This is a genomic window from Paenibacillus dokdonensis, assembly GCF_004916975.1.
Lineage (GTDB): Bacteria > Bacillota > Bacilli > Paenibacillales > Paenibacillaceae > Paenibacillus_AQ > Paenibacillus_AQ dokdonensis.
Window position 1 is genome coordinate 1,665,428 of record NZ_STGQ01000001.1, and the last position, 12,330, is coordinate 1,677,757.

Sequence of the window (12,330 nt, forward strand, 5' to 3'; positions counted from 1 at the left end):
AGAGTTGAATATGCAGGAAAAGATATTGATCGTTGACGATGAAGCCGATATCGTATCGCTTATGGAACAGGCTATGACAGCCGAGGGGTATCAGGTATGTACCGCTTCAGACGGGACAAAAGCAATAGATATGCTATCACAAGCGCCGGATATTATTATTCTTGATGTAATGATGCCGGGAATGAACGGCTTTGAGCTGTGCCAGATGATCCGGGATGAAGTGGATTGTCCGATCCTGTTCGTAAGCGCAAGGCAGACAGAAGCTGATCGCATCCAGGGCTTGTCCATTGGCGGGGATGATTATATCACGAAACCCTTCAGCCTGCGTGAGCTCAAAGCAAGGGTAGCGGCGCATCTGCGGGGAAACCGAAGAGTGCGGGAAAGCTCAAGTGAGCGTTCTCTGCTTCGCTATGGAATCCTGCGGATAGATCTCAAAGGCAGAGAGGTGCATGTAAATCAATCTGTTGTTCCGATGACAGCAAAGGAGTTCGATATTATTGAATTGCTGGCGCTGCATCCGGGACAAGTATTTTCCAAAGAACAAATTTACGACCGGATCTGGGGGCTTGAAGCCAGCGGCGACACCAGTACGGTGACGGAACATATCAAGAAAATCCGTGCGAAGCTGGCAAGCCAGGATCCCGGCAGCAGCTATATATCCACATTATGGGGAGTTGGCTACAAATGGGAAAGATCGGATTCATAGAACGTCTGCCCCTCAAAAGACAGCTGATTCTTACCTTCGTGTGGATTATGCTCCTCAGTGTCGTCTGCACGATCATTACGATAGGTATCGGCATGTGGTGGCTGTCGAAAAGCAGCTGGATACAGCCTGCCAATACATATGAAAGCCAGCTTCCCGAAATAGCTCAATATGTTCGCTCGCAGCATGCCTTGATCTTAAATCCGGACAATCGGGCTGAGCTGGAAAAGAGAGTACCGGCGGATGGTATTCAGTATCAAGTCGTTACTGTAGATGGAAAGCCGCTTTATGGAACGCTTCATGAACAGAAAATACCAACCCGGGAGGCCCTAATCAACGGATTGAACAAAACGGTTTCCGCGGGATCGTCCATAGGTTTTGGCGGGCGCTTTCTGAAGATCGTACCTGTTACATCGGTAGAAGGGGATTTGAAAGGGGCAATCCTGTTCCAATATAAGCTTGAAGTATCAGGCAAAAGCGGTTCAGGGTTTAACTGGGCCAATCTGGCAATGATTTTGATCTTTTTGATATCGCCTTTTTTGTACATCGCGATTTTCACTTATTTGTTTGCAGCCAAATTCGGCAGAAGGATTGCAAGACCGGTCCATGAGCTCATAGAGGCTTCGCAGCGGATTCGCAACCAGGATCTCGATTTTACGGTGAGCTACAAGGCGGATAATGAGCTGGGAATGCTGACAGAATCCTTTGAAAATATGCGTGGTGCTCTTAAAAGCTCTTTGCTGAGAGAGTGGAAGCTGGAGCAGGAACGAAGGGATATGATGGACGCCATTGCACATGATTTCCGGACGCCGATGACGATTATTCAGGGGAATGTGGAACTGCTGACGGACACACCGGACATGATACGCAGCCGGGCCGAAGTACATCTGAAAGTCATAGAGGATAACATTCAGCGGGTAAACCGGCTGATTCAGGATGTGCAGATTGCCACTGAGAAAGATATGGAGTATTTTCCACTCCGAGGTGAGGAGGTCATTCTGGAGGATTTTCTCCGTGATAAAGAGCGTGAGGTTAGTTATATCTGCCATTCCCACAGGGTGGAATATTCCTTTGAATATGAGGTTTTAACGGTGAATCCCATGAAGACGGTGTACATGGATGCGCAGCGGGTCAGCCAGGTTCTGGATAACTTGATCACCAACAGCATCCGCTATCTGCCTTCTGAGGCTGGTTGGCTTGGAGTAAGGGTTCAAAGGCAATCCGCAGCGCTGAGATTCGAAATTTGTGATAATGGGCTTGGTTTTAAGGATCAGGATATGCCCCATCTGTTTGAGAAGTTCTACAGAGGAGAGAAGGGGCAAACCGGTCTTGGACTTTACACGGCACAAATTATTGCTGAGAAACATGGAGGAAGCATCCGGGCACTGAATCGGAAGGAAGGCGGAGCCTGCATGGTCTTTACAATTCGAACAGATGCTTCCGGCTTGAGTGATGTGCATTTTTAAACCAAAACGTAACCCGCATGTAACCTTCATCGATTCCAATTCTACTAAAATATAGCTATAAATATATAACAGCGAAACGTTAGGAGAATGAACGATGAAAAAACGACTCAAGATTATGATTGCTGCTTGCTCCGCATTTGTGCTGCTATCGGGTTCCGCCTTGGCGGTAACGGCCGGTCCCCGAATTTTTATTAACAAAGCAGAGTTTGCGAATACGTTTTTGAAGGTGAAAATGGAAAATGGAACCGCGATGGTTTCTCTTCGCGCGATTGTGGAGCAGCTAAAAGGGGAAGTTACATATAAAGATAACAGCCTCTATGTTTCTTTACCCGAAGCCAGCCACTTATCCCATCAGGTAAGCGGCTTCCAAAATGCGCTGCAGGCGGAAACGCCTGAGGAAGCTGCGAATACCTGGATACGCGGGGTTCAGAAAAGAAGCGGTCCATTGCAGTATACCGTTATGACACCTGCAATGCAGCAGAGCACCAAGCAGGAATTCGAAGATAATTTCTGGGTTACAGGCGGTTCCAGCCCGCATATGGGTAAGGTTACGAAAATGGATACCAAACAATTATCGCTTGACAAAGTACAGATTTCATTCGATTACCCCCTTATTGCTTCAGGTGAGGCTATAGATTCGGGAAAAGCTTCATTGATCATTGAAAAGGGGAGCGGCAGTGCCGATGATTATTGGGCCATCTCGGAGATCTATCTAAAAGATCTTGGAGATACCGGACTCATGATCGGCGCCAAGGAATTGAAAGACGCGAAGTAAAGATGATTATCAGTGAAAGCCAGGATGCTTGTATCCTGGCTTTGTTATCATGCGAAAAAAAAGATTAATCAGATCATATAATACTTGATATTGGCTGCATCAGGTTCGATATCTTTGGCGTCGATAGGATCTGCGGAATAATCTCAGCGGTATTTCATACCATTTTTCATGAATGTTATTTTCCTTGTTCGATTGATGGATCAGCAGTGCTTCTTGTTCTCTTTTGATTTTCTCTGCATTTTTGCGATCGGCCTGATCGTACTCAAGCAGCTTTTCAAACGTATATAGCTCTAACATGGTTTCTCCCTCGCTTCTTCCTCTATTTGTTTCCAATTATGAGCTATTCAAAAAGGTCTAAAAAGTGTATACTTGCGAAAATGATTTTCCCCTTTTACGCGCAAAAGCTATGGAAGGAGGGTAGATACATGTTATTACATGAACAATATCTCATGCTGTACAACCGGTTTTCCGATGGAAGTGACAGCAGGAGACCGATTGAAGTCACCTTGGATGATCTGTCTTCAGCGCTGTTTTGTACCGTTCGGAATGCGAAGCTGATCTTGCGAAAGCTTGTTGAAGAGAAGCTGATTGAGTGGCTTCCAGGCAGGGGAAGAGGGAATTATTCGCAAATTACATTCAATGAAGCCAAAGAGGATCTCCTGGTTGATCTGTCCGTTGGGCTCGCCAAAAATGGTGAATATAAGCAAGCCTTTGAGCTGCTCAGCGGCTATGGACAGGATACCTTGGCGAAGGATAAGTTTCTCGACTGGCTGAACGGACATTTTGGATACAAAAAAGAGGAAGGAATGGAAGGACTGCCTGCAAGCGATACGTTGATCTTTCCGGTGCTTCATTCACCCCGAACGCTTGACCCCGCCGAAGCCAACTATGCGTTCGATACGCATCTGCAGCGGCAAATCTTCGATCGTCTATTATCATTCGATGAACAGCTCGGCCGGATTGTCCCTGGAATTGCCCACCACTGGAATTCTGACAAGGATGCAACCGAGTGGACCTTCTACCTGCGCAAAGGAGTCCGTTTCCATCATGGTCAGGAACTCACATCCAAAGATGTACTTTTCACTTTTGAACGCTTGCGTCTGGATACACAGAATCAGTGGCTTTTACGGGAAGTCCAGCAGATTGAAGCCCTGGGACCGCGTGTGGTGCGCATCCGGCTCCGAAAACCAAACCGGATATTCGACAGATTTATGTGCTCTGTAGCGGCATCGATCCTTCCTAACGGATTGGCGGGGCAAGATGAAAGTGTCTTTTGGAGCCTTCCTGTCGGTACCGGACCTTTCAGTGTCGTGTCCTATTCGAAGCATCGCATGGAGCTTGCCGCCCATACCCATTATCATCAGGGCCGTCCTTATTTGGATGGGGTTGAAATTGTCATTATGCCTGAAGATTGTGATCCGGAATCCATTGGTTATCCTGCGGTATTGCACACTTGGGGGCGATTCAGGCAAGAAGAACAGGACTCGAATGCAGATGGAAGAGGGACTTCTGAAAAATTACGGCAGGCCTGCACCATGCTGTCCTGGAATGTGAACCGGAAGGGTCCACAGCAGTCTGAGGCCTTCAGCAGGGCCGTCCGGATGATTATCCATCCTGGAGAAATGATTGCTGAACTGGGCGGAGCCCGCATACTTCCTGCATTTGGCTTTCGGCCTGATGAGAGTCATACACGGGTCATTAACCCGATCCGTCCCGAACGCGTCAGGGCAGCACTGAAGGAAGCGGCGTATGATGGAACAGTCATGCATCTATCGGTGTACGAAAAGTACAAGGAGGATGCGGAGTGGATACAATCACGTCTGGCGGATTGGGGAATTCGAACGGAAATACAAAATTATAAAACATGGGTAGAGGCTGATTTCACCTTAACAAGTATTGTCTTGGCCGAGGATGAGGTTTGTGAAATTGAGACCTATGAGAACCGGAGCAGCGTACTGAAGAAGTATTTGGATGAAGAGCGGCTGAGCTGGATCACAGCAAGGATCGATGACGCGTTAAGTGCTGATTCGGTTGAGACGAGGCGCATGATTTTACGGGAGATCGAGCAATATCTTCGTAGTGAGGCATCGGTGATATTTCTGCACCATCGTCAGCTCAATACGTTTTTGCATCCGTTTGTACGGGGAATCAGTCTGAATGCGCTGGGCTGGATCGATTTTAAAGATGTATGGCTTGAAAAGCATGATTAAATTGAATATTGGGGATAAGGCCGCCAGAGAAAGGCGGTTTTTTTGTGCTGAAATGATTGGATTTACGTCTATGGATATATATGGCGAACAGAGAGCGTATGTATGGATTATTTATCATTCATTTCGGAGGGGAATGGAACGATGATGATTTTCGTGCTTGGGGCAGACGGAGGAAGTGAAGAACAGACAACAATCTGTTCCATTGCTGAGCTACTTCCTTCCTTCAGGATAATCACGGTTTCTCCCGGACAGAGTCATATCATTAACGATACTACTCCATTCACCTTGGGTCAGGTTTGCATGACCATTAGATCAGGAAGCCGATTGTATCCAGGTATTGAACAACGTTTAGAGGAGTCAATTTTTCAACTGGAACAGGTACCTTATCCATGGATACATTTGGTTCCTGCTCAGGAGGTAATGTCATTCCAATCTCGGTTTCGGCCTGGTGAAGCAGGGCCCGTTCTGTGGAATCTCCGAATAATGGAGGAATTAGGAATTAAATTTCCTGAATCTGCAGCGTTACCTTCCGACAGCTTACTGGAGTGGTTACTCATGCATCAAATGAGCAGGTCCCTTCCCGGAATATCTCTGGAGACGTCAAATTGGGCTCCCTCCACATATAAATTCCTGAATTGGCAGCGCAGAGAGAAGGAGTGGGGGAAGCTAGCCCCGATTGCCTGCCCTGCAGCGGGTTCTATAGAAGTTCCGGCGGAAGGAATTGATCCTGCGGTTACGATCGTCCTCGCTGTGTTTAATGAACCGGAATATTTGCAGTGGGCCGTCCAAAGTGTAAGAATCCAAACCTCAGCATCCTGGGAGTTGATTATGATTGATGATGGTTCAACGGATGACACACCCTATGTAATGGAGAAGCTCGCGTCCGAAGACCCTGCCCGGATTCATATCTTAAAGCATGCCTGCAATCAGGGGAAGGCAGCGGCATTAAATGCAGCTCTTCAGCTTGCTCATGCTCCTTGGTTGCTGGAACTGGATGCAGATGACTGGATGGAACCAAACTGTATAGAGGAAATATCAAAAATAATATCATTTCTCGGGTCTGATACTTTGCTTCTATATGGGAACCATGCTGAATGGAAGCAGGAGAGCGTTGGAAAGCTTTCGTTCCGTGGGGTATACAGATATCCGGCATCTCTGGATACCAAATCATTGTTGATAACAGGAGCACCGCTCGCTCCGAGAATATTTCGGACAGAAGCACTGCGGAAACTGGGCGGATGGAAAACCGATGATCCTGCCGGTGGGCGATTGTATGAGGATATGCTGATGATCGTGAGGATGCTTCAGCAGGGGAGCTCTTTTTATCTAAACAGGTGTTTATATAACCGCCGCATTCGAGTCAACAGCATTACGAGGACGCATCAAGAGCAATATTTGAAATGGAGTGTATGGATGATGGAGACGTATCAAATTTGACCATGAGCATACAAATTTGAAACGACTTAAATGACATGATGTAAAATACTTCACAAAATAGACGAATAGGTGTATACTTTCCTTGTAATCGATTACAACAATCATGATATAAATCATAGAGAGGAAGAATGAGATGGGACGTTTAACAGGGAAAGTGGCTATTATTACCGGTGCAGCTAATGGAATGGGGGCCGCTGAAGCCAAATTGTTCGCAAGTGAAGGGGCAAAGGTGGTAGCTACCGATATTAATGAAGATGCTTTGAACGAGGTCATTCAGGAGATTACAAACAGCGGTGGCGAAGCCATCGGCGTTAAACATAACGTAGCTTCGGAAGCCGAATGGAAGCAGATAGTTGAAAATACGGTCAAGCAATTCGGCAAAGTTGATATTCTCGTCAATAATGCAGGCGTATCCACTACGATGACCATTGCCAATCTGGAAATGGAGCAGTGGAACAAGGTGCTTGATATCAATTTGAACGGCTGCATGCTGGGGATGAAATACGCTATTCCGGAAATGCAAAAGAACGGATCCGGTTCAGTCATTAATATTTCCTCAATCGGCGGCATTGTTGGTATGGCGGGCTCCAGTGCTTATACGGCTGCCAAAGGGGCACTTCGTGCAATAACAAAAGGTGCAGCAGTGGAATTCGCGAAGGAAAGCGTACGTGTGAACTCGGTACATCCTGGAATTATCGAAACACCAATGACGGCACCTAGCTTTCAGGATGCAACGCCATATTACAAGACATTCACGCAGCTCCCTTATTTCGGTAAACCGGAAGATGTCGCTTATGGCGTATTGTTCTTGGCTTCCGATGAATCCCGCTTTATGACCGGTGCAGAGCTGGTAATTGATGGCGGCTGGACAGCCCTGTAATATTTTAAAATGAAGTAACAACAGCTCGCCACATGATGAAATCATAAATCATAAAAGCAGCCCTGAACGGTAAGATCCGTCAGGGCTGTTTTTTTATGGCTTCGGCTTTTCATATGGCCTTACGCGGTAAGGTCCCATGATGGAGAGATTCATCAGCATCTCGGCCATATCTTTTTCCGGGTAAGGCATCTGATTCTCCACCCACCAGATGATTAACTCCAGGTATGCCGACTCCACGTACTTGATCACTACATCCCGGCGTGCAGACAGATTGGAGTCATCCGGTTCGGTCATATTAATTCCCTCGGAGATGAAGTTATGCAGCACATCCAGGAGACCTGAGGTGAAGGCCGGTATCCGGTTGTTGACAAGCAGGGCCTGATACTGGCAGAAGTTCTCGCTGACATGCTCAAACATCCGGATGAAGATAGGATGTGCCTTACCACTGTGGAAATCAAAATGTAGCGTATCATCATTTTTGTTCTTGATCGACTCACGCAGCTCATTCAGCAGATCGGTGATACACTGATGGATCAAATCCTGTTTATCATTATAATGCAGATAGAAAGTTGCGCGTTTGACAGTAGCTCTGTCTGCTATATCCTGCACGGTAACCTGTTCATAGCCGCGTTCCTCCAAGAGGTCAAACAATGCATTCTTGAGCAGCCGCTGCGTCCGTACGACCCGTGGATCTATTCGTTGTTGATGGGAAGTCATTCTTCAATTCCTCCAAACATCCTGCTGTATAGCATGAACACATCAGTTAGCCCTGATATTGGCTCATCTACATCATACATGTTTAACCATCATATACCGGATTAGAGGACGGTTCAATGTGACAAAGGCTGAAGATATGGCAGACAGGGAAGCGACGCCCTAAAATTTAAAGATTTGAATGGTTTTCTGAAGCTGGAATACAGCTTGTCTCATGGCTTCGGTTTCATCCACGACGGCTTCGATGGATTTCATCTGCTCATTCATGGAAGCAGAGACCTGTTCGGTTCCGGCGGAGGATTCCTCGGTAATAGCCGAAATATTCTGGATGGCGCCAGAAATCTTCTGAGCGCTTTCGAGCATCAGATCACTTTCGTTTGAGAAAGCATTAATCTGCTCGGTTATGTATTGTACGCTTTCCACGATATGCGAAAAGATTTGCTCCGCTTCGCGAATCATATCATTTTGCAGGCGTACGACTTCCTCGTTAACCTGGATATTCTCAATGGCCTGGTGGATGCCGAGCTCAATGCTCTTCACCAACCCAAATACTTCCTGGGTAGACGCCGTGGATTCTTCAGCGAGTTTGCGGACCTCTTGAGCTACCACGGCAAACCCTCTGCCATGCTCACCGGCTCTTGCGGCCTCGATGGATGCATTAAGCGAGAGCAAGTTGGTTTGCTCAGCCAATTCCGAAATGGTTTTGGTGATTTTGTTGATGCCGTAAGCGTTTTTGGAAAGGGCATCGATGGTTTTGGCAACATTCTCTGTGGCTTCCACGTTTTTACGCATGCCTTCGGCCTGTTTATCAACGGACTGGCGGCCTTTTTCTACAAAGCTCAGCGTCAATTCCGATTGCTTTTTCATTTCTTTGGTGGAGTGGGCATAGTTGCCTACCTTTAATTCAATGTCCTGGATCGATTCGGTCATGCCAGCGACGTCTTCTGAAATTTCATTTGCACCGATGGCCAGCTCATTGGATGCGGATGCGACGGATGCCATGACTGTTTTCAGTTCCTGGTTCTTGTCTGCAATGCCGCGGCTTGCTTCAATGACTTTGCGTGTAATACCGGATGCGTCGGTTAAAATTTTCTTCAGCTTGTCTACCATGCTGTTAAACGAGCGGCTGACATCCCCCATGGAACCGGATTCATCCACACGATTGGTAAAGTCGCCTTTGGCAATTCCTGCGGTTACGTTTGCGATGCTTTCAAATGAGGATGTAAGCGTTCTCTCAACAAACCGAGCAAGAGGGTAAGTCAGGGCAGCCAGCACGACCACAAAAACCACACCGATGATGATCTCGCCAATCAGAATGAAAATAATGAGGGCTGGTAGTGCGAACAAGGCGGCAACCAGATAACACCCGGCAATGACCCTTTGGGACATTGGAAGATTTTTCAACCACGACATAGGAAAATAGGCCTCCTTAATATGTACTATTTCTACCATATTATAGCACTGACCCGGAGAAATGGTCTATAAACGTTTACAAAATAAGCTAAAATAGATGAATCTTTTGACATGATTCGATATTCCCTCATTATAAATATGAAAAAAGCTGCCGCATCGTGCGACAGCCCAATGACATATACCTGTCATGCAAACAAATAACGTCGCCGCCCGATCTGTGAAGCAATGCCGCCTTCCTGCATAAATGATTGTTGAAATGCATCCGGATTCACCTCTGCATTACCTGCTTCAAACTGGGATAAATAGAGAAAATCAGGATAGATCACCTGATCGGTCAAGTATGCCGAGGTACTGCTTCCCGGAATTCGATGTCTGTTCAGCTTGGAGATAATGGACTGAGAAGACACGATGCCGATTCCGTGGCCGTAATATAAATCTTCTTCAAGCTTGATGGTATTTTCGCCCTGCCATTCAATTTGAGCGGGGTTCACATCCGGATTTTTGAAATAGAGAACATCACCCGGAAACGACTGCGGTGCCCCATGTTTTTCAATCAGGCGTAAATCACTGTCATAATGCCAGTCATACAGAAGCAAATCGGCGAACATCCGGTTAAAGTCCTTCTCCTGAATGGAATCCAGCACTCCCTTATACAGGACAATGACAATCGCAGTTGCGCATTCAAAGCCGTACAGTGATCCATTGACAAAGATATCACGAATTCCTTCCGCCGGAGTTACGTTTTCCCTCAGTTCAAATCCGCCTTTGTTGTTCAGGTTCCAATACTGTTCATTACAATGGGAATGCTCAAAGGTTTCGAACTGTACGCCACTCCGCTTAAGTGCTTTGGCCGCCTCCACAATAGCCGTCCTGAGCCTCAGTTCAAACTTCAGATGTGCCAATGAGACATAACGGTAGGTAGTAGGACTGTTTTTCTTGGAAAAATAAATTTTTTGCCATAGGGCAGGCCAGGTTCCTACCTCAAGCACAGCCTCCTGATCACCGATCAATATCACTTCGGTTTCACGCTCCTTTCACAGCCTAAGTAGAGCATATGACTCACATAGCCTAAGAAATGTCAGATGAACGCATTTTTTGGATGTCCATTCGGGTGGAGGCAGCAATTAAGGTTGCCATGTGGAGGGTTCTCATATAATATTTTGTGAGGCACTACCGATTATTAGGAACAGACTGGAGTAAACATTAATGAAGAAATTCAAAAAGTTTTATGTCGAGCTGACCAGCCGCTGCAATCTGGCCTGCACCTTTTGCCCGCCAACACACAGGGCTACCAACTATATTACGATAGAACAATTTACCCATACCCTTGATGAGATCAAGCCGTATACAGACTATATTTATTTTCATGTAAAAGGTGAGCCGCTGCTCCATCCCCATATTGACCAGCTGCTGGACATAGCGCATGAGAAAGGTTTTAAAGTGAATATTACGTCCAACGGAACTCTGCTTCATAAAGCAGGACCGAAGCTCATGAATAAGCCCGCACTCCGGCAGATGAACTTCTCCCTGCACAGCTTTGACGGGCATGAAGGCTCTAAGGATAAGGATTTATACATCGCCAAGGTGCTGAACTTCGTTAAGGAAGCAGTGGCGCAATCGAACCTGATCGTATCGCTCCGTCTATGGAATTTGGATATGAATAATGCAACGAATCTAGAGCGCAGCCGCAACCGTGAAATGCTGGAGTACGTCGAGAAAGAATTTGACCTGGATTATAGGATCGATGAGATGGTCGAGCCCGGCAAAGGAATCAAGATCGCGGACCGGATCTTCATTAATATGGATCATGAATTTGAATGGCCTGATTTGAATGCGGAAGAGGATTTTGGACCAGGGTTCTGCCATGGACTCCGCAACCAGGCCGGCGTGCTGGTGGATGGCACCGTCATCCCTTGCTGTCTGGATGGGGAAGGGGTCATCAATTTGGGTAATATTCATAAGAATTCTTTTACGGATATTATTGAAGGCGAGCGTGCAGCGAATATCGTTGACGGTTTTTCACGACGGGAAGTGGTGGAAGAGCTATGCCGGAAATGCGGATACCGGAAACGGTTTAATCATAAAGCCAACGGGTTTGCCGCCGAGCCGGAAGCCGTGACACAATAACAATCGAGGAAGGTGCTGCGTGATGAATCATTCGTTTATTCTGCAGGCGGAATGGGACGGAGGACGGAACAGTGAGGGTAGAATTGAAGCCGGTCAGCTGAAAACTGCCATATCCATCCCCAAGGAGATGGGCGGACCGGGAGTCGGCACGAATCCGGATGAAATGCTCCTGGGTGCTGCAGCGACCTGTTATCTGATTACCCTCGCGGCGATGATGGAGCGGGGCAGTCTGCCTGTCGAGAAGCTGTCGCTGGAGTCGGAAGGCATCGTGGATGTCACCAACAATATTTTTACGTATGTCAGCATTACCCATAAACCTTATATCCGGCTGAAGCCGGAAGCTTCGGAAAAGGATATGGAGCATGCACGTAAGCTGCCGGAAAAGGCAGAAGGCTCCTGCATGATCTCCCGCGCGATTGCCGGGAACGTGGCATTATCTACCTTGCCGCGCATCGAAAAGTCTGGCGAAGGCGAAGCCTGATTCCATATTTGATGAGTGAGACCGTACAGCCTTGTGCTGTGCGGTTTTTTATCATTCTGCCATACCGAACCACGACTGCCAGCAAATAGCTCTGTGGTGGCTCTTTCTTCCGTCCAGTCTTTAT

The 12,330-nt window shown here is 47.0% G+C and carries 12 protein-coding genes; 8 read left to right on the forward strand and 4 right to left on the reverse strand.

Going from position 1 to position 12,330, the window contains the following annotated elements; translation table 11 throughout:
- Positions 1–10: 10 nt before the first annotated feature.
- The 3 genes from E6W40_RS07795 to E6W40_RS07805 all read left to right on the forward strand — a co-directional run bounded on the left by E6W40_RS07795 (position 11) and on the right by E6W40_RS07805 (position 2,944).
- Positions 11–706, forward strand: coding sequence for a response regulator transcription factor (locus E6W40_RS07795; RefSeq protein WP_136604966.1), 696 nt, complete (start codon positions 11–13; stop codon positions 704–706).
- Complete coding sequence (locus E6W40_RS07800; protein WP_168928850.1) at positions 685–2,169, forward strand: HAMP domain-containing sensor histidine kinase; 1,485 nt, start codon at positions 685–687, stop codon at positions 2,167–2,169. The genes E6W40_RS07795 and E6W40_RS07800 overlap by 22 nt, the downstream gene beginning before the upstream one ends.
- A 94-nt stretch (positions 2,170–2,263) precedes the next feature.
- Complete coding sequence (locus tag E6W40_RS07805; protein WP_136604968.1) at positions 2,264–2,944, forward strand: hypothetical protein; 681 nt, start codon at positions 2,264–2,266, stop codon at positions 2,942–2,944.
- A 99-nt stretch (positions 2,945–3,043) separates the two neighbouring features.
- Here E6W40_RS07805 and E6W40_RS07810 read toward each other — a convergent pair whose 3' ends face one another.
- A complete protein-coding gene (locus E6W40_RS07810) occupies positions 3,044–3,241 on the reverse strand; it encodes a hypothetical protein (RefSeq protein WP_136604969.1) in 198 nt (65 codons plus the stop codon).
- Between the two features lie 128 nt (positions 3,242–3,369).
- On the opposite strand from E6W40_RS07810, the gene E6W40_RS07815 reads away from it, so the two are divergent.
- From E6W40_RS07815 to E6W40_RS07825, 3 genes are all read left to right on the forward strand, one after another.
- Positions 3,370–5,154: an SgrR family transcriptional regulator gene (locus E6W40_RS07815; RefSeq protein ID WP_168928851.1), complete on the forward strand. Its 1,785-nt coding sequence runs from the start codon at positions 3,370–3,372 to the stop codon at positions 5,152–5,154.
- Positions 5,155–5,709: 555 nt separating this feature from the next.
- Positions 5,710–6,591: a glycosyltransferase family 2 protein gene (locus E6W40_RS07820; protein ID WP_168928852.1), complete on the forward strand. Its 882-nt coding sequence runs from the start codon at positions 5,710–5,712 to the stop codon at positions 6,589–6,591.
- Between the two features lie 133 nt (positions 6,592–6,724).
- Positions 6,725–7,471 (forward strand): SDR family NAD(P)-dependent oxidoreductase, encoded by a 747-nt coding sequence (locus E6W40_RS07825; protein WP_136604972.1) that lies wholly within the window; start codon positions 6,725–6,727, stop codon positions 7,469–7,471.
- Positions 7,472–7,564: 93 nt separating this feature from the next.
- On the opposite strand, the gene E6W40_RS07830 is transcribed toward E6W40_RS07825, so the two are convergent.
- The 3 genes from E6W40_RS07830 to E6W40_RS07840 all read right to left on the reverse strand — a co-directional run bounded on the left by E6W40_RS07830 (position 7,565) and on the right by E6W40_RS07840 (position 10,614).
- Positions 7,565–8,188, reverse strand: coding sequence for a TetR/AcrR family transcriptional regulator (locus E6W40_RS07830; protein WP_136604973.1), 624 nt, complete (start codon positions 8,186–8,188; stop codon positions 7,565–7,567).
- A gap of 159 nt (positions 8,189–8,347) precedes the next feature.
- The gene (locus E6W40_RS07835; protein WP_136604974.1) at positions 8,348–9,598 is read right to left on the reverse strand and encodes a methyl-accepting chemotaxis protein; all 1,251 of its coding nucleotides are present in this window, start codon (positions 9,596–9,598) and stop codon (positions 8,348–8,350) included.
- A 185-nt stretch (positions 9,599–9,783) separates the two neighbouring features.
- A complete protein-coding gene (locus E6W40_RS07840) occupies positions 9,784–10,614 on the reverse strand; it encodes a protein-glutamine gamma-glutamyltransferase (RefSeq protein WP_246072915.1) in 831 nt (276 codons plus the stop codon).
- Positions 10,615–10,804: 190 nt separating this feature from the next.
- Between E6W40_RS07840 and E6W40_RS07845 the strand changes: the two genes are divergently transcribed.
- Both E6W40_RS07845 and E6W40_RS07850 read left to right on the forward strand, forming a co-directional pair.
- Complete coding sequence (locus E6W40_RS07845) at positions 10,805–11,725, forward strand: radical SAM/SPASM domain-containing protein (RefSeq protein WP_136604975.1); 921 nt, start codon at positions 10,805–10,807, stop codon at positions 11,723–11,725.
- Positions 11,726–11,747: 22 nt separating this feature from the next.
- The gene (locus E6W40_RS07850) at positions 11,748–12,206 is read left to right on the forward strand and encodes an OsmC family protein (protein ID WP_136604976.1); all 459 of its coding nucleotides are present in this window, start codon (positions 11,748–11,750) and stop codon (positions 12,204–12,206) included.
- Positions 12,207–12,330: the final 124 nt, after the last annotated feature.